14 protein-coding genes and 2 pseudogenes are annotated in these 18071 nt (G+C 33.6%); 4 read left to right on the top strand and 12 right to left on the bottom strand.

Annotated elements, in window-relative coordinates:
- Positions 1-20: 20 nt before the first annotated feature.
- The 6 genes and pseudogenes from COL05_RS27760 to COL05_RS27735 form a co-directional block, all read right to left on the bottom strand.
- Positions 21-959, bottom strand: a complete 939-nt coding sequence (locus COL05_RS27760) for a DMT family transporter (protein WP_098670928.1) — start codon at positions 957-959, stop codon at positions 21-23.
- Positions 960-1030: 71 nt separating this feature from the next.
- A complete protein-coding gene (locus COL05_RS27755; protein ID WP_098670927.1) occupies positions 1031-1552 on the bottom strand; it encodes a DinB family protein in 522 nt (173 codons plus the stop codon).
- A 15-nt stretch (positions 1553-1567) separates the two neighbouring features.
- Entirely contained in the window at positions 1568-2068 is a 501-nt protein-coding gene (locus COL05_RS27750) for a GNAT family N-acetyltransferase (RefSeq protein WP_098670926.1), read from the bottom strand.
- A gap of 34 nt (positions 2069-2102) precedes the next feature.
- A complete protein-coding gene (locus COL05_RS27745; RefSeq protein ID WP_098670925.1) occupies positions 2103-2648 on the bottom strand; it encodes a GNAT family N-acetyltransferase in 546 nt (181 codons plus the stop codon).
- A 15-nt stretch (positions 2649-2663) separates the two neighbouring features.
- Complete coding sequence (locus COL05_RS27740) at positions 2664-3365, bottom strand: nucleotidyltransferase domain-containing protein (protein WP_098670924.1); 702 nt, start codon at positions 3363-3365, stop codon at positions 2664-2666.
- A 21-nt stretch (positions 3366-3386) separates the two neighbouring features.
- A pseudogene (locus COL05_RS27735) lies at positions 3387-4064 on the bottom strand (DNA alkylation repair protein).
- A gap of 383 nt (positions 4065-4447) precedes the next feature.
- On the opposite strand from COL05_RS27735, the gene COL05_RS27730 reads away from it, so the two are divergent.
- From COL05_RS27730 to COL05_RS27720, 3 genes and pseudogenes are all read left to right on the top strand, one after another.
- Positions 4448-5275 (top strand): peptidoglycan-N-acetylglucosamine deacetylase, encoded by an 828-nt coding sequence (locus tag COL05_RS27730; RefSeq protein ID WP_098346876.1) that lies wholly within the window; start codon positions 4448-4450, stop codon positions 5273-5275.
- A 96-nt stretch (positions 5276-5371) separates the two neighbouring features.
- A pseudogene (locus COL05_RS32395) lies at positions 5372-5674 on the top strand (hypothetical protein); the annotation flags it as partial.
- A 14-nt stretch (positions 5675-5688) separates the two neighbouring features.
- Positions 5689-6360, top strand: coding sequence for a TerC family protein (locus COL05_RS27720; RefSeq protein WP_098670923.1), 672 nt, complete (start codon positions 5689-5691; stop codon positions 6358-6360).
- Between the two features lie 59 nt (positions 6361-6419).
- Here the strand turns inward: COL05_RS27720 and ltaS are convergent, their stop codons facing one another.
- Entirely contained in the window at positions 6420-8393 is a 1974-nt protein-coding gene (gene ltaS / locus COL05_RS27715; RefSeq protein WP_098670922.1) for a lipoteichoic acid synthase, read from the bottom strand.
- 530 nt (positions 8394-8923) lie between these two features.
- Complete coding sequence (locus COL05_RS27710) at positions 8924-10549, bottom strand: ABC-F family ATP-binding cassette domain-containing protein (RefSeq protein ID WP_078418035.1); 1626 nt, start codon at positions 10547-10549, stop codon at positions 8924-8926.
- Between the two features lie 227 nt (positions 10550-10776).
- Between COL05_RS27710 and COL05_RS27705 the strand changes: the two genes are divergently transcribed.
- Positions 10777-11223, top strand: a complete 447-nt coding sequence (locus tag COL05_RS27705) for a stress protein (RefSeq protein ID WP_373605331.1) — start codon at positions 10777-10779, stop codon at positions 11221-11223.
- Between the two features lie 192 nt (positions 11224-11415).
- Here COL05_RS27705 and COL05_RS27700 read toward each other — a convergent pair whose 3' ends face one another.
- The 4 genes from COL05_RS27700 to COL05_RS27685 form a co-directional block, all read right to left on the bottom strand.
- Entirely contained in the window at positions 11416-12264 is an 849-nt protein-coding gene (locus COL05_RS27700) for a P-loop NTPase family protein (protein ID WP_098670920.1), read from the bottom strand.
- A gap of 254 nt (positions 12265-12518) precedes the next feature.
- Positions 12519-15680, bottom strand: coding sequence for an MMPL family transporter (locus COL05_RS27695; protein ID WP_142337692.1), 3162 nt, complete (start codon positions 15678-15680; stop codon positions 12519-12521).
- Positions 15681-15889: 209 nt separating this feature from the next.
- The gene (locus COL05_RS27690; protein WP_098670919.1) at positions 15890-16456 is read right to left on the bottom strand and encodes a TetR/AcrR family transcriptional regulator; all 567 of its coding nucleotides are present in this window, start codon (positions 16454-16456) and stop codon (positions 15890-15892) included.
- A 298-nt stretch (positions 16457-16754) separates the two neighbouring features.
- A complete protein-coding gene (locus COL05_RS27685) occupies positions 16755-17915 on the bottom strand; it encodes a GNAT family N-acetyltransferase (RefSeq protein ID WP_098670918.1) in 1161 nt (386 codons plus the stop codon).
- Between the last annotated feature and the right edge of the window lie 156 nt (positions 17916-18071).

Genomic DNA, 18071 nt, shown 5'->3' with positions numbered 1-18071 from the left:
TATAAAAAGAGCTAATCTCATTACGCCGTTATTTTTTCTTCTTTTTTCACAACGACCGCTACATAACTGTGTAGTATCATTCCGACAATAACAAGGGTCATACCAATCCAAGATAAAGATGACGGAATTGGCGCGGATAGCAAGATGAGCTCTCCTACTAGCGCAAACAAAACTTCACCGGACTGTGTTGCTTCTACTGTTGCTAGTTTTTGTGGATCATCTTTTACAAGATCTGTCGCAAAGAAGAATAGTACTGTCGCGATTAAACCAGAACTAACTGCTACAATAAAGCATTGGAAAACTTGACTACTTGACGGTAGCCCACCTGTTGATACTTCATAACCAGATAGTAAAAACCAAAATGGTAAACTAGCTAATGTCATACCGAGAACTCGCTGGAATACATCTAATTCCCCTTTACAAACTTGCATCATTTTTCGATTTCCAAGAGGGTACGCAAACGCTGCAATAAGTACAGGAACTACACATAAAACGGTTTCACGAATTCCTAATGAAGAAGCATGTTCTACTTGCATGAGTACAACACCACATAAAATAATGCCTGACATAACTAATTCCTTCATTGGAAGTTTTTTATGTAACGGATCTACTGCAAAAAATGGTGTTAACAAAATTCCTGCGACGATCGTAATTTGCCATGTTGATGCAACGAGCCAACCAGGTCCAAAAGCCCCGGCAAAACTAAGTGGTGCATAGAAGAGACCAAATCCAACGATACTCCACACTAACCATTCTTTCGGATTATTTTTCATATATTGAAAGAGTTGCTTTAAGTTACCTCTATACACGACAATAAGTAAAAGCATCGGAACCATAAAGTAGTACCGCAATGATGCACTCCAAATCCAGCTTCCACCTTCTAAGTCCATCGCCCGGTTTAAAACGAAGGTAAAGGCAAAGAAAAATGATGCCAATATCCCTACTGCAATAGCTTTCATTATAAAACCCCTTATTTAGTTACTTCTTACATACTATACAACAAAATGAATATAATTAAAATTCACAATCTTTAATTTGGACATAAGCTAGCTCTATATAATTTTCTTAACTGACTAATATGAGCTTGATGGTACCGATTATGATCTGCTATATGCCATATCCCCCATCTTATAGTCGCATTTTCTCCCTTTTCGTAAGAAATTTCTCGTGTTAAATCATATTCCGTTAGTTTCATGCATTCCGCATACAACATATGATGCACCGCTTCATAATCTTGCATTACTTGTTGCAACGTCTGTTTTCTTAAACTTGGTAGTTCTCCTACTTCATTTAACATTGGTCCGTATTTATTTTCAAGTACAAGTGGAACTGTTTCTCCTTTTAAGCGATACACCCAATGTAAATCAACAACTGCTAAATGTTGAAGTAGTTGTCCGATGCTATTTTCATTATTTTCTGATCCTTTAAAAGACAATTCCTTCTCATCAATACCTTCTACCAACTTTTGCAATCGTTTATATGTATCTGTAACCATCGCATACAAAATTGCCACTTGCGGGTTCATATTTTTTTCTAAATGGAGATCTTTCATACTAAACTCCCTCTCTTAAAAGAACAACACCATATATTCATCATCACTATATACACCATTCATTTTTAAAGCTCTTTTTTCAATTCCATACGTTTGAAAGCCCATTGATTCATACAACTTTTTTGCTGGCTCATTTGTGGACACAACCCCTAATGTCAATTGTTCCAAGTTCATTTCTCTTGCTTTTTCAATTGCCTTACGTATTAACTCACGTGCAAGGCCACTTCTTCGATTGCTTGCATCTACATACATCGCAACGATATGACCTTTATGTTTATACGCCTCTTTCTCTTCTGTTAGTAAAGTAACCACTCCAACTAATTGATAATCCTCATTAAAAGCACCAAATGTACAGCTAGTAGTAGCTGTTAAATTATTTTCCACTCGCTTAATCGGATTTTCTTGACGAATCGCCTCCTCATAAGTTGTTACAAATGCCTCTGGATTTACTTGTAATGCTTGTAAACGTAACTTCCAATATTGCTTCGCATCCTCTTTCGTAAGTAATCGAATCATATTATTCCAGCCCCTTTAAGTTAACATAATATTTTTATAAACTACTAATTATAGATTTGTATTCTTCTCTTAACATACTATAACGATAACGATGAATGAACTTCCCTTGACGTAATCGATCATTTCTCATTAATCCTTCACTAACAAAACCAGCCTTTTCATAACTCTTTCTAGCTTGAAAATTATCTTCATCTACACGTAGCCAAACTTTTTCTAATTCAAATTTAAAGAATGCTTCATGTAACATACTATATAGAGCCGATATTCCATACCCTTTACCCCAGTATTCTTTATTACTAATCGCGATTCCCAGTTCTGCATTTTTATTTATTTTATCAAAGTTTTTCAGATCTATCCATCCAATATATATGCCGTTCTCTGTAGTGATTGCTCTTTGTTCATAACCATTTTTTCGATTTATACATGCTTGAATCCATTTTTTCGTATCTTCACGAGTGAATGGTGGATATTGATCGGGTACAACTAAATGTTTCGTTACTTTTCTATCTAATGACCATTGATATCGATCTTCTACATCATTTATTGTCAGTTCTCTTAATTGAACGAATGGTATATTCATTGTGCTATCCCCTTCTTATTTTCCTATAGAAAACCCTTCGAACATTCTTCCTCCATACTGTTCTAGCGTTTTTTCTACAAAAGTAATTAATTTCATTTTCTCTCCCGTTATATAAAAATGATCGAAAGCCGCTACAAATTGTTCTGCATATTGTTCATCATATTTTCTAAGTACCCTTATAAACCATTTTGAACTTCCAAGCCATTTTCCATTTACTCTTAATACATATTCATGTAATAAATCAGCTAATAAATTCGCGATAAACAACTCTTCTTCTCTTTTTGATGCGCCAATAAAATCATCCAAAGTATCTGTAATAAAATATCGCTTCTGCTTCATCATTCCTTCAGTCCATTTAGCTGGTCCTTTATTTAGTAAATCATTCGCTTCTTTTTTTAATTCCTCTACAATTTCATTTTTCCCTTTTAATACAATTCCCTCTGCAACTAATTGTGGCAACGAAGGTCTTCCGCGGTCACAATCCATTTTAAAAAAGGTTTTTATCGTTTCATAATTATGTACAAACACCTCAACAGGCCATCCATTACTATAGAAAGATTCTCTATAACAAGATGACAAACTACGATCTATTATTACAATATCTAGGTCAGATGTTTTTGTCGCCTCTCCTCGTGCAACGCTTCCTCCTAGTAAAGCTACATCACAATTCGGAAATTGTGATGTAATGATGCTTTGTGCTGCTTCCATTGATTTCATAACCGTTCCCCTTTTCTTATTTCACTTTCTTTTTTCAGCTCTTTCTCTCGCTTTTTTTATATACGGTTCTGCGTCTGGTGTTTTGCATGACGTTGCCCCGTGATCAACCTGTACTTTTCCAATTTCACGTGCAATTTCAATTGCTTTTCGCTCTAAGTCTTCATTACGAATTCCTATCGCAATTAAAGCACGATTCATTGCTTCTCTTTTTCTATTTTTTTCATTATGTATATTTTCTTTTATCTCTTCTAGATAAGGAGAGAAGAAATCATCCTGTAACGTTTTATTTTTAATCGCTATATTTGCTAATCAAGACCAGCCTGCTCTTCCAACCCATTCATCATCAGACTTTGTCCATTCTTCCATTCTTTCTATCGCGATTGGCGACGTACAAATAGCCGTCATTAAAACGTCCATTAAACAATAATAATTAACTTCCTGTACCCATTTATTTAACTGTTCTGTCGTAACTTTTTTCGGATCTAATATCATCGTTGCTAAAGTCATTGCATCCATATTTTTTGTTTCCCATAATAAAATTGCTAGATCATGATCTTTTTTTATCTTCTTTTTTAACAATTTTAAATTGGCAAAACTAACTCCGAATAGTGGCTCTTTCGCCCCGTGATTTTTATACGTTTTACGATTTTGTTCTGTTCCATATTCCTCTAGTTGCTGCATTACTTCTTCAAGTAACATATGCCCACCTCTTTATCTTTTCTGTTGACTTCATATATGTATGTACGATATATTCTACATTATTTTTTGGTTTTCCTATATTTATTTTTAAAATACGGTATGTGAAATTTTTATAGATGCACTTTAAAGCAACAGATACTATCTTCACTAGCATATTCTATAAACAATCCCCCACTAACATATCTATTTGGTTTACTATATATACGAACATATTACATGCATTTTCATTCAATTCTTGTTCCATTTTAGTAAACCTACAAAACAATGAAATCTTGCATACTTTTGGAAAAACTTTTTTACGCTTGTAAAAAAGTTTTTTTGCAATTACCTCCCTATAATTGCTAATATAGTAGAGTAGAACTTTTATAGAGAGAAGGAAAATTATGCACAATGGAATTCGAATGACAACTTTAGTGAAAAGGGCTATGCTGGTTTGCGCGGGGGTATTATTTACATACGAAGCGGCTTTAGGATCAGCACATACTGCTCTCGCAAGTACAGAGGATGAAGCAAAATCTGTTCAACTTGTAAGTGAAATTCAATCATCTCTTGCACCGAAAGAAGCTCCAAAACAATATAATGGGCAAGTTAGAAAAGTAGCTTACTTAACATTTGATGATGGTCCTGGAAAATACACAGCTGAGCTTTTAGATATGTTAAAGAAAGAAAATGCAAAAGCAACATTCTTCCTAATTGGTTCAAACGTAAAAGCATTCCCGGATCTTGTAAAACGTGAAGATGCTGAAGGCCACTACGTTGGGATGCACAGTATGACTCATAACTACAAGAAACTTTACACAGAAGGTCATTACGTAGATGAAATGAAGGAAGACCAAGGCTTAATTGCTGGCGTTCTAGGTAAATCACCAGTATTAACTCGTCCATCTTACGGCTCAATGCCAGGATTAAACGAAGCTCTTCGCAACAAAGTTGTCGAAAATGGCTTAAAAGTTTGGGATTGGACAATTGATTCTTTAGACTGGAAATATAACAAAATGCCTGTTGACGCTGCATCAGCTAAAATTGTAGAAAATGTTCTAAACGGCGCTAACAAACCGACAGAAGTTATTCTTATGCACGACATTCATCCACAATCCGTTAAAGCAGTACCTGGAATTATTAAAGGGCTGAAAGAAAAAGGATATGAATTAGAAAGTTATAGTGAGAACGAACACTTCCCATTAAACTTCTGGCACGATAATCGTATGTAATAAAAAAAGACTCTATTTCCTCTAGTAGGTTATTGAGTCTTTTTTATCGTTTTGGGCAGTACTTCTCAGAAATTCAATTCCCCCTGCTTCCTTCGTAAAAACTTAAGACGTTTTCGTGCTAAGGAAGATAAATCTATTAATGAAATCAGTAGTGATAACTGGGATAATAGAAAAGAAAACCGTATTAAAAAGATGAATCGAAAATTAAGATAAAGAAAACCGTATTAAAAAGATGAATCGAAAATTAAGATAAAGAAACGAAAAGCAAAAAAGATTGCAAAAGCGCCTTTAACAAAATTAAAAGATGTATATCAAAATACAGTAAGAAATTATGGATTGAATATGCAAATTCAATCCTATTTTTTATATTATCAACACTTTAGCACATATTACTCTTAAGGAGTGATGTGTATATGGATTTTCTTTCAGCCGAATATTTGTCTGCCTTACTTGCCATCATTGTAATTGATTTAGTGTTAGCTGGTGATAATGCCATTGTAATTGGATTAGCAGCAAGGCGATTACCGAAAGATCAACAAAAGAAAGTTATTATATGGGGAACTATCGGAGCGATCGCAATTAGAGCTCTCGCTACCTTAGTTGTCGTTTGGTTGTTAAAAATACCAGGGCTACTTCTAATTGGTGGTGTACTCCTTATATGGATCGCTTACAAATTAATTGCTGAAGGTAAAGATCATGATATTAAGGCAGAAGAAGGATTTTGGTCTGCTATTAAAACTATTATTATCGCTGATGCATTAATGGGCATTGATAATGTTCTCGCTGTTGCAGGAGCTGCGCATGGCAATTTTTCTTTAGTCATCATTGGGCTATTAGTATCTATTCCAGTAGTAGTTTGGGGCAGTACATTAATTTTAAAATGGGTGGACCGGTTCCCTGTCATCATTACGATTGGAGCAGCTGTTTTAGCTTATACTGCTGCGAAAATGATTGTAGATGAGAAATGGTTCGCTGGATTTTTCGAAAGTAACCCTTTCATAAAATGGACATTTATCATTATTATCATCGCCGGTGTAGTTTTCTTCGGAAAGGCAAAACAAAAAACGACAAATGGTTCCATGTAATAATGATGTTATATTTACAAACAAAAGGCGCTATTCATTTGAATAGCGCTTTTTGTTATTTATTTGGCTTCCCCTTCCGGAGTCGTCTTTACCTTCGTTTTATTTTTATCACGATTGTTATAGTTATACTTTGAACGATCTACTGGAGTGAAGCCTTCTGGTGTGTAGAATCGTAATAAGTCACCATTTACGACTTGGTCGGAATATTTTAACGAACTTTGAACCATTTGTTCATTTTGTTTTATTTCATCTGTAAATTCAACTGGTTTTCCAGTCTTTGTATCATAGTATTTTCCATTTAGTGCAGTAACTGTTGGGCTTACGTAGTTACCGTTACGGAACGCAACGACTTGTTTATGATCTGGTGATAGTAAATCTGAGCCAAATTGAACATAATTTTTCGTATCTGTACCTAGTAAGTGTAATAATGTTGGAAGAACATCAATTTCACCGCCGTATTGATGTTGCACGCCACCTTTCACACCTGGTACACGAACGATTAAAGGTACACGCTGTAATTGCGCATTTTCAAATGAGTTCATTTCTTTACCCATTACTTTTGACATTGCTGCGTTATGATTATCTGAAATACCGTAGTGGTCTCCGTACATAACAATAATTGAATTATCGTATAAACCAGATTGTTTCAAGTAATCGATGAAACCTTTTACAGATTCATCTAAATAACGTGCCGTTTGGAAATACGTATCTACAGATGAGTCACCTGTGTTTGCTGGTTCAATTGTCGCTTCCGCTTTATCAATTGGATAAGGGAAGTGGTTAGATAACGTAATGAACTTCGTATAGAACGGTTGTTTCAATGTTTGTAATAACGGAATGGATTCATTAAAGAACGGCTTATCTTTTAATCCATAGTTTACTACATCTTTTTCGTTCATATCATAGTATGACGCATCAAAGAATTTATTAAAACCAAATGATTTATAAATGTCGTCACGATTCCAGAATGTTTTATAGTTACCGTGGAACACAGCTGATGTGTATCCTTGCTGCCCTAAAATAGCTGGTGCTGATTGATACGTATTATGAGATTTCGTTGTAAAGACAGATCCTTGTGGTAAACCAAACATTGAATTCTCTAACATAAACTCCGCATCAGATGTTTTCCCTTGTCCTGTTTGATGGAAGAAGTTATCAAAGTAAAGCGTATTCGCATCTTTTGTGAATGAGTTTAAGAACGGCGTAACTTCTTGACCATTTAATTTATAATCGATTAAGAAGTTTTGGAATGACTCTAAATGAATATAAATTACGTTCATTCCCTTTCCTTTACCGAAATACTCAGGATTTGGACTTGCATAAGTTGATGTTAAATAGTTTCTCACTTCAGTCATGTTATCTCCATCAGCTAATGCTCTTTCCGTTGATGCTTTCGCACTTTGAATCCCATCATAAATTGTATAGTTATATGCTCCTAAATATTTCACAATATAATTACGATCGAATGTTCTTGTTAATAATTCAGGACGGTCAGATTCTGCAAGACCTAAGTTAACACTGAATAATAAAATACCTGCTACAAATACTAGTGATACTTTATGTTTCGCAACACGAATTGGTTTTGGATTTGCAAACTTCGTTGCAACTAAAACAATTAAAATGATTGTATCTAAGAAATATAGCGGATCATAAAGATGTAGCAACGCAAGAATACTACCACCTAAATCTCCAAAGTTATTCGTTTGTGTTAATGTCGGGAACGTAATAAAGTCACTGAAAAAGCGATAGTATACTACGTTTGCGTATAAAAGAATCGACAATAACAAATTAATGCTAATTAACCAAATATAAGATCGTTTCCCTTTTGCAAATAATGCCAGTCCTAGAAATAGAACTGCCGAGCTAAGTGGGTTAAAAAATAGTAAGAATTTTTGGATTGTGTTTGAAATACCTAAATTAAATTCCGTTACATACGCTGCATATGTTTTGAGCCAGAATAAAATAACGGCAAACAGAAAGAATCCAAAATGATTACTTAACATACTTTTGCTCTTTAATAAGAACTGTTTCATCTCTCCACCTCTTTTGATCATCCAAGGCTTATTTTGATATAAGTCTGTCTCTCTATTCAATTTTTCTTCTTCAAATAGATTATTTTTATTTAACTATATGAAGAATATTAGTAATTATAATTTGAAGCTACTATTTATTCAACCATTTCTTTCAAGACATTTTGACCTTGGTTTCTATTTAACAAAATAATTTTGTAACATTTCCTGCTTTCTCCCAAGATTCATCCACTAATTATGACATCACATACTATAAACCTTTATTCACTACTTCGCAAATAATTATATCTCCAGTTCTGGAACATTAATGTAATATAATGAAATTCACTATAGTTAGCATTTAGTTTTTTTGGTGTATATTAAACCTCTTCATGTATTTCAACTTCATTCAAACCGCAGCCATTCCTCTACATGCATCTTCTAAATTTATTTTCTTCTCCAAAGTTATTTTTGAATAATTATTCATATTTCATAAAATCAATGATTATAAAAAACCTCGCTCTCATAACGAGAGCGAGGTTTTTCATCATTTATTATTGACCTTTGTACATTGCATCTACTTGTTTTTGAAGTTCTTCATTTTCTAAGAACTCATCGTAAGTAGCCTCTTTATCGATTACACCGTTTGGCGTTACTTCGATAATGCGGTTTGCAATTGTTTGTACGAACTGATGGTCATGAGATGTGAATAAAATTGTGCCTTTAAATGCAATTAAACCGTTGTTTAATGCAGTGATAGACTCAAGGTCTAAGTGGTTCGTTGGATCGTCAAGTGTAATTACGTTTGCACCACTTAACATCATTTTAGATAACATACAACGAACTTTTTCGCCTCCTGATAATACAGAAACGTTCTTCTTAACTTCTTCACCTGAGAATAACATACGGCCTAAGAAACCACGTAAGAAGCTTTCTGACTCATCTTGTGGAGAGAATTGACGTAACCAATCAACTAAGTTGTAGTCACTGTTCTCAAAGTATTTAGAGTTATCTCTTGGGAAGTACGATTGAGATGTTGTAACGCCCCATTTGAATGAACCACTATCTGGCTCCATTTCACCCATAAGGATTTTAAATAATGTTGTCATTGCAATATCGTTACGACCGATAAATGCAACTTTATCACCTTTATTTAAAGTGAAGTACACATTATCTAACACTTTTTCGCCATCAATTGTTTTAGAAAGACCTTCAACAGTTAATAAGTCATTTCCTACTTCACGTTCTGGTGTGAAGCCAACGAATGGGTAACGACGAGATGATGGCTTAATATCATCTAATGTAATTTTATCTAATAATTTTTTACGAGAAGTCGCTTGCTTCGCTTTAGATGCGTTTGAGCTAAAACGTGCAATGAAGTTTTGTAACTCTTTTACTTTCTCTTCTTTTTTCTTATTTGCATCTTGTGTTAATTTTAAAGCTAATTGGCTTGACTCATACCAGAAGTCATAGTTACCAACATAAAGTTGAATTTTACCGAAATCAAGATCAGCCATGTGCGTACAAACTTTATTTAAGAAGTGACGGTCATGGGATACAACGATTACTGTATTTTCAAAGTTCATTAAGAAGTTTTCTAACCATTGGATCGCTTTTAAGTCCAAGTGGTTGGTAGGCTCATCTAGTAATAGAATGTCAGGCTTACCGAATAAAGCTTGAGCAAGTAATACTTTTACTTTTTCTGCCCCAGTTAATTCAGACAATTTCTTATCATGAAGATCTTCACCAATACCTAAACCTTTTAGTAAGATTGCAGCTTCTGACTCAGCTTCCCAACCGTTAAGCTCAGCGAACTCACCTTCAAGTTCAGCAGCACGCATACCATCTTCATCACTAAAGTCTTCTTTCATATAAATGGCATTTTTCTCTTGCATTACTTTATAAAGTTGCGTGTGACCCATAATAACTGTTTCTAATACTGGGAACTCTTCATATTCGAAGTGGTTCTGTTTTAATACTGCTAGACGCTCACCTGGCGTAATATGTATGTCACCTGTTGATGGTTCAATTTCTCCAGATAAAATCTTTAGAAATGTCGATTTTCCAGCACCGTTCGCTCCGATTAAACCGTAGCAGTTACCTGGCGTAAATTTTATGTTAACATCTTCAAACAATTTGCGATCCGCGAAACGCAAACTAACGTTACTTACTGTAATCATTTGTGTCCTCCTACTAATACCGCTTATTTCAGCGTTTTCTCACCGATTGTCTTAAAAAATCGCATATTACGACTCAATTATTGTAGACTATAGCTATTATATAGTAGAAGATGGATGAATAGCAACGGTTGATTGCTATTCCTTTCTTTCCAAACTCGAATAAAATCTTTGTTTTTAATTATATTAAAGTTACATAAACACTTTAAGGAGGATATATTTTGAGGAAAATATTTATCATTGGAGCATTATGTTTATCTCTTACTTCCTTAACTGCATGTAGTAATAACAATACGAAAACACCAACTGAATCAAAACAAGAGAAAAAAGAAGTAAAAATAACTGTTGATTCGATTATCACTGAGTTTAAAAATGCTGGTCTCCAAGCAGAAAATCCAACCGATCTTCCGCAAAAAGAATTCGGCAATCTTCGAAAAGAAGGAAAACGTACTGTCGTACCTACTCTTGGTGAAGATAAGGGTGGTCGTTTATTCGAAATTGCAAAGAAAGAAGACCTAGAAAAAGTTAAGAAATATTACGATGAATTCGGCAACTCTGCTCCTATGTTATTCTCGCATACACATGCAAAAGGCAATTTTCTTTTACAAATGAATGGTGATATGAAAGATGAAGAATTTGCAAAATATAAAGATGTGATGGACGAATTTATAAAATAAAGAAAATCACCTTTTAAAAGAACGGGTTCAGTTTAAGGAGAGAAAAATGGTAATAACCATTAGAAATAACACAATAATTTGTATGCATTTCGCACCCCGTTTCGTATTATAAATAACAAACTAAAACGCTCAGAAAATATTCTGAGCGTTTTTATTTCCTTCTTCAACTAAAGCACCAGTTAGTGAAAAAAGCTATTTCACCATTTGTATTGTTAACTTATCTTTTAACATTGATCTATATGAGTCAATTTCATATTTTGTATTATTGATTTTTTCTTTTTTCATTTTTAACATATCGAATATTTCTAACTCTAAATTCCTTCTAGCTTCAAGAACCTTTATCGCTCCTTCTACACCTGTATGGTTATGTTTTTTTCCATAGCCTTGGTTCGTGTAATAGTCGACAATTCCTGTTGACCATTCTGGATTTCTTTCTTTTAATGCCTTCCTAAATGAAAATTCAAGATCATCTTGTTCTACATAGAATAACATTGGATTTAAATTCTCTATGATTTTTGCAACTTTCATTACATAATTTATTATTTTTTCTTTTTGTTCACCGTATTTAATCAGCCCAATCGTTAATGGATTTTGTATGAAACAACATTCAAAGATATAAACCTTATTGTCTTCTCGAGCAATTTCAGCAAAGTCTTTCCATTTGTCAGCAATTAATTCAACATTTTTATCTAATGGTAATTTATATATATCGTTTTTTAAAATACCATTAAATAATTCGCCTGAAAACTGGTCACCAAACTCATTTTTTATCTTTCTGTATGGTAATAAATAATTGCTTCCTTTTTTTAGAACTCTTTTAAGAAGCACTTCTTTAAAATCTCCACTGTTAGATAATAATCTATCGAATTCAAATTTATTAAAACAAGATACACCATCATAGTCGGCTGGGTGATTCAAATTCCCCTCTAAAAATAGTTCAACTTCAATTTTATTTTCGCTTAGAATTTCATTTATTAGCTTTGCAGTGGTCGATTTTCCAAATCCAGGTAAACCCTCTACTATTATTAGTTTTGTATTCATAGTGATAAATCCCTTCCTTCAAAGTATTTCACCAAGATTAAAAAAATTACTTACTCCACTGCAATCACTCCTTTAAAATATGATATTCACCATTTCCTTTGAAAAATCCTTCTTAAAGTAACCTGACCGTTAGTTTAAGAACATTTTTTCACAAACTCTATCATTATTTTAACATAAATTTTCCATTTACCTTTTAAAAAAGATGCTAAATCATATGTGATTTAGCATCCCTAATTTGTATGTTATTTTATATTTTATCTCCTATAACTGAACCAGTTACTTTTTAAAAGGGGATTCTTTGATTTCCTTTCACTTAATTTCTTTGCATAATTCTTCATTTTACTCGTTAATCCTATTAAAGCAGGTAACAATATTGGCATCACAATAATGGCTAATAGTAACAGTGTAACACCAACAACGGATGCTACTTGTATAAGCGTTAATACACCTGAAGGGATTAATGCAGCAAATGTACCACCTAAAATAAGTGCCGCTGATAATACGACCCCTCCAATATGACGAGAAGCAGTTACAATTTTCTTCGCTGTGTCCCCTTCTAACTCATTGTATCTCATCATTACGAAAATACTATAATCCACACCTAAAGCGACAATCATTATAAAACTAAAGAATGGAACATTCCAGCTTAATGAATCTACATGTAATACATGCGTACTAATTTGTTCACTTATACCTAGTGATGCAAAGTACGCTAATAGTAACGATCCAATAATAAAGATTGTATTTAATACTGAACGTGTAATCACAATTAATACAATCCCAATACCAATTAACATAATCGTAGCTGTACGTAAGAAGTCTTGACCTGTAACTTCTTTTAAATCAACATTTCTAGCTGTCGTACCTCCTATTGCTTTTTTTGCTGATTTTAATTCTGTACCATTTAACGTACCGTCTATCGTTTTATTAATTTCTTCAATGATTGGCATCGCTTCTTTTGAATACGGATTTACGTCTAAAACGATTGTCATTTTAGCAGTCTTTCTATCTTGTGACATGTACGTATTCAATGCTTTTTGGAAACCTTCACCCTCTAAAACTTCTTTTGGAATATAAAATTTCTCAGAGCTTTTTGATTCATTCAGTTCTCCTAAATATTTCTGAGCATCTCCTAGGCCGTTACTTACCTTTTCAAGCCCTTCTGTACTTTTAGATAACCCTAAATGTAATTGCCCCATCTGTTCTTGCAAGTCTTTCAGTCCGGTTAATAGCTGACCTTGCCCATCATTTATTTTCGTTAATCCAGTTTGTAACTCAGTTGACTTGTTTGCAATTTGTTGTGAACCTGAAGCACCTTCATTTAATCCATTTTTAAGATCAGCTGCTCCTTTTTGTAACTTAGTAACTCCATTGCTCATTTCTTTTAAGCCGTTATCCACTTTCAATAACGATTGATTTGCTTCTCTAAATGAGCCCATCGCCATTTTATGCTGCGTTGCTAATTGATTTAATTCATTTGAAAGCACACCTAATTGCTTTTGAGCCTCTTTAGCAATTCCTATCGTCTGCAGTATGTTCGGATCATTTGCTAATTCTGGTTTCGTTTGAATGAAATTGGTCATTAACATTTCAATTTGTTCGTAACCTTTTTTCGCACCATCAATTGCTTGAGAAATACTTTTGAAGTATTGATCGTAAGAACTTAAACCTTTTTCTAACTGTGAATAACCAGCATGTAGTTGTGAAGTTGCATTAGATAATACATTTATATTTTCATTTATTGAAGTTAACCCACCCTCGATTTGCTGCGCACCTTGTGCTCCATCATTTATGCCACTTGAAAGTTGATGTAAAGCTGTTCCTAATGCTGATACCCCATTTTTCGCTTCAGTTGTTCCATCAATTAACTTTTGAACGTTTGCAAGGCTATTTGAGTCTTTACTACCCATTTTATCTTTCGCATTAGTTAATCCATCATTAATTTCCTTTATACCACCATTGGCATCTCCTAAGCCTGTATTTAGTTCTCCAGCTTGTTTATTTATATATAGTTCTTTTATCCTTTCACCAGTTGGACGTGTCGGTGAATATACTTCTGAAACACCTTTCACTTTCAAAATCTTATCAGTTAGTTCATCTAAAGTTTGAAGCGAACTCGCCTCATCTAATTTGTTATCTGATTGAATGACGAACGTACTTGGCGAAGAGAAACCGGGTGGGAAATGAGCTTCTATTACGTTAATCCCCATTTTTGACTCATATTTATTATCTACTTCAAATAAATCGTTGTAATTTAATGTGTTAGAGTATTTCAATACGAAAGGAATTGATATTACAAATACAATGATTAAAGCTACGACTGGCCTTACTACTGAGTTTTTCGCAAGAAATCCCCATAAACGACTATCCTCATGCCCTTTAAATGTTTTAACTGGATAAAACATTCCTTTTCCTAAAAGCACCATAAAAAATGGATTTAATGTAGTTAATACGAGTAATAATACTGCGACACCAATTGCTACCGCTGAAGTAGATTGATATAGTTTAAAACTCGCTAAAGCAAGAGATGCAAAACCAATTAATACTGCTATGCCGCTATATAAAACGGTTCTCCCTGCTGATTTAAACGTTTCTTTCGTAGCCAAAAATGCATTTTCTTGTTTACTTAATTCTTCCTTGAACCTTGTATATAATAAAATGTTATAGTCTGTTCCAACCCCGAACAGGACAACAACTACAAACACTTGTGTAAAGTTGGAAAACGGAAAATTAAAATAATCTACAAGGTGAGCAATAATCCCCATTGAAACTAAATAGGATACACCAACTGTAAGAAGAGAAACAATTGGAACAATTGGTGAACGAAATACAATGATTAGTACAACTAAAATGAAAATGATAGAAATAACTTCTGTCTTTTTCACGCCCTCTTGAGAGGATGTAAGAAAATCACCCGCTATTAAATCACTTCCAGTTAAGTACGTTTTAACACCCTTCACTTTAACTTTTTTATGAAGTGCATTTGCAACTTTTGATATTTCACCATGTTTTTTGTCTACTGAGATTTGCGTTAAAATGGTCGTATTGTCTTTAGATATCAACTGTTTTTCCAAGTCTTTATTATCTAAATGTGAAACAACTTCCTTAATTCCTAATTTCTCTTTTTCATTTTGTAAAGCGTTGATTGTTTTTATTATTTCCTCTTTTTGCTCAGTTGTTAAAGCTGCTTTACTTCCACTATTAAACACAGCTATAATTTCATACTTTTCTGTCTCGTCTTTATCCATCTCTCTTATCATTTTGTCAGCAATACTACTTTGTTCCGTATTAGGAATCGCAATATGCCCTTTTTCTTTCACTAATTTATCCATATTAGGCATCGTTACGATCATTGTAATCGTAATAACTATCCATAATAGAAAAGATAAACTTCTCCAATTTTTTAGCTTACTCAATTTAATCATCTCCCGTTTTGAAAGTTTCACGTTAGTTTCGGAATGAATATTCATTCCTATCATTCTATTATTTTTTTATGAATTCTATTAAACTACCCTTCTCGGAATGAATGTTCATTCCTTTAGTTGCACAAATATCCTCTCCTACTCTCATTTTTTAAATCTATTTAGGAATGAATATTCATTCCTCTCCTTATAAAGCTATAGAATCAGATGATTCTAATAGCATTCCAAGAGCTTTCTTCTAGTTCTTTTACTAACTCTTTCGAGTATTCTAATTGCCCTGTTGAAATTACTTTCGTTAATGTTTCTAGCGGTTGATATACAATAATAATTAAAGCAACTGGAGGCAATGGACGAAGCAAACCTTTTGCGATTCCATCTTCAATAATATTCATAAAGAAGCCTATAAAATCATCAAATATTTTCTTACTTTGTTCATCAAGAAAATAACTATCACAGTGAGAATTTGTAAATAAAAAAGCGTCCACATTGTTTCTCGCAAATTCAAATAAACGGTTGTACGTATGACTAAACTGTTCACGAATATCTGCTTCAACAGGAAAATCTGTTTTTATCATTTCAGAAAGCTCTAACATACTTTTTGAAAATAATGAGTTAACAAGTGCCTCTTTATTTTCAAAATAGCGGTAAATAGTACCCGCACCGACTTTTGCCTTTTCAGCGATCATTGGAATTGTCGTACCATCGTAACCACGCTCAGCAAAAAGTTTCATCGCAGCATCAAAAATATCCTCTTGTTTATTTTTAGCCATTTTTTTCCACCTCTTTTTCCAGGAATGAAAATTCATTCCGTTTTTAATTATAAATTACAGGGATTAAAAGTCAAGTGCGTGACCAAGTATGGTTGCGTTTTAGTGAAAAAATTATATCAACGATTATTAGAATATATCAGCGCAAATCTAATTATATCAGCAATTCTCAGGATATATCGGCGCATCTCCAATTATATCAGCGATTTTCAAAATATATCGACTTACCGACAAAAGCTGACAATATAATAGGAAGCCGTCCCAATGTTTTTTGGGACAGCCCTATTTTCTATTTTAAAACTTAAAAGAAATCATAAATAAATGCTTTACGTACCGGTACTATATTCTCAAACGCTTGTATTTCCTCTTCGCTTCCGTTAATTAATTCTAGTTCATTAAGTTCTAACGGACGCTTGTAACCAAACATTATTGTAGATAGTGTGTTTATATCCAGCTTGATTCCTTTATCTATTGTTTCCTCTTTTATAATTGTTATTTCATGATTTGCAAGCCTCACTGATATGTTGTTCCACGGTGCAAATGAATCTGTAATATGTAAATTTAGTTCTTGTTGTACATTGTTCCAGTTTAATTCATATTGTTTAAAAAACTGCTCCACATCTACAATTCTGCCCATAAAATACGGCTTTATTTCTGCCTTTACTCGCGGCTCTTGTAGTGTATATAATAACGGTTCGTTTTCACTTATTGTCATTTCAAGTTCTTTCATCATAGAATCATGCTGGCAAATAAAGTTCCACAGACCATTTCGCGCTTCATTATGCAGTGGAACAAATTCTTCTACTCTCATTTTGCTGTTTTCAACTTTATATAGCATGTAGCCAGATGCCGTTTTATTTTCATCGTAATAAATCGCTAATGTTAAATCATCATATACAGCTCGTAACCACCATTTTTCATCGCGAACTAGCATACCGGAAAAACGTTTTGCAAATGTTTCATAAAGTTTCTCGACCTCTTCAGGGTGATTTTCTTTATTGAATCGTTTCACAGTACCATTCACTTGTTTTTTCATCACTAAATCACTCTTTTTCATATGACATACAAGGAGGTTCGCACAAAGTTCCCATCCGTATTTACGGTAAAATGAAACAGCAAATGGATGTAGCATCGATACTGTATATCCGTCTTTTTTCATCGTTTGAAGTGAATGTTGAAGTAATTCTTTTACATACCCACTTCTTCTATACTCTGGATACGTCGCTACCCCTGCAACGCCTCCCATTTTATATTTTTCTTTGCCTATGTATATATGAAACGGAATAAGATGAAGTTTTGCTGCTAAATCTTCCCCTTCCATAATACCGTATATTTCATGACTTTCTTTCATCTTTATAAGTTGTTGCTGCAATCGTTCTTCTTCCACTTTATATTGAAAAGCGTATTCTGATAAGCGTAATGCTTCTCTAAATTTATCTTCTTTTAATCGTATAACGTTCATCTACTTCTCCTCCATTCCTTACTTGAATTGTACCATAATTCTAAATATTACAGTTCGGTGAATGAAATTATATCGACTTAACTATAGGATCCCATATAAAAAAAAGCAGATACATCTTGTATCTGCTTCTCATCACTTTATCCCGCTTTAACGGGC

The sequence above is a fragment of the Bacillus sp. AFS059628 genome, assembly GCF_002571225.1.
Lineage (GTDB): Bacteria > Bacillota > Bacilli > Bacillales > Bacillaceae_G > Bacillus_A.
The sequence above is the reverse complement of the archived record's forward strand: the minus strand, read 5'-3'. Positions and strand labels throughout refer to the sequence as shown.

What these genes read in the sequence shown, in the direction of transcription:
- COL05_RS27760 (WP_098670928.1), bottom strand. Translation starts at nt 959, where the DNA reads ATGAAAGCTATTGCAGTAGGGATATTGGCATCATTTTTCTTTGCCTTT.
- COL05_RS27720 (WP_098670923.1), top strand. Translation starts at nt 5,689, where the DNA reads ATGGATTTTCTTTCAGCCGAATATTTGTCTGCCTTACTTGCCATCATT.
- ltaS (WP_098670922.1), bottom strand. Translation starts at nt 8,393, where the DNA reads ATGAAACAGTTCTTATTAAAGAGCAAAAGTATGTTAAGTAATCATTTT.
- COL05_RS27740 (WP_098670924.1), bottom strand. Translation starts at nt 3,365, where the DNA reads ATGAAATCAATGGAAGCAGCACAAAGCATCATTACATCACAATTTCCG.
- COL05_RS27685 (WP_098670918.1), bottom strand. Translation starts at nt 17,915, where the DNA reads ATGAACGTTATACGATTAAAAGAAGATAAATTTAGAGAAGCATTACGC.
- COL05_RS27745 (WP_098670925.1), bottom strand. Translation starts at nt 2,648, where the DNA reads ATGAATATACCATTCGTTCAATTAAGAGAACTGACAATAAATGATGTA.
- COL05_RS27700 (WP_098670920.1), bottom strand. Translation starts at nt 12,264, where the DNA reads ATGAATACAAAACTAATAATAGTAGAGGGTTTACCTGGATTTGGAAAA.
- COL05_RS27710 (WP_078418035.1), bottom strand. Translation starts at nt 10,549, where the DNA reads ATGATTACAGTAAGTAACGTTAGTTTGCGTTTCGCGGATCGCAAATTG.
- COL05_RS27730 (WP_098346876.1), top strand. Translation starts at nt 4,448, where the DNA reads ATGCACAATGGAATTCGAATGACAACTTTAGTGAAAAGGGCTATGCTG.
- COL05_RS27690 (WP_098670919.1), bottom strand. Translation starts at nt 16,456, where the DNA reads ATGGCTAAAAATAAACAAGAGGATATTTTTGATGCTGCGATGAAACTT.
- COL05_RS27750 (WP_098670926.1), bottom strand. Translation starts at nt 2,068, where the DNA reads ATGATTCGATTACTTACGAAAGAGGATGCGAAGCAATATTGGAAGTTA.
- COL05_RS27755 (WP_098670927.1), bottom strand. Translation starts at nt 1,552, where the DNA reads ATGAAAGATCTCCATTTAGAAAAAAATATGAACCCGCAAGTGGCAATT.